Below are 240 nucleotides of genomic sequence, written 5' to 3' on the forward strand. Positions count from 1 at the left end.
CTGGGCGCGCGCCGCCACCGCCCACGGCCTGCCCGCCCACCGCACCGCCCGCCACGCGCTGCGCCGCACCCTGCCCGGCCTACTGCCGCAGATCGGGCTGACCGTGGTCGGGCTCACCGGCGGGGCCGTCGCCGTCGAGAACCTCTACGCCATCCCGGGCCTCGGCTCCACCGCCCTGGCCGCCGCAGTCGCCCAGGACCTCCCCGTACTCCAGGCGTGCGTCCTCGTCCTGCTGCTCCT

At 77.9% G+C, this 240-nt stretch carries 1 protein-coding gene; it reads left to right on the forward strand.

The features are described 5' to 3' along the window. The coding region (locus G3I41_RS29675) for an ABC transporter permease subunit (RefSeq protein WP_164403585.1) at window positions 1-240 on the forward strand (240 nt) is incomplete at both ends.

Source organism: Streptomyces sp. SID9727, assembly GCF_010550605.1.
GTDB lineage: Bacteria > Actinomycetota > Actinomycetes > Streptomycetales > Streptomycetaceae > Streptomyces.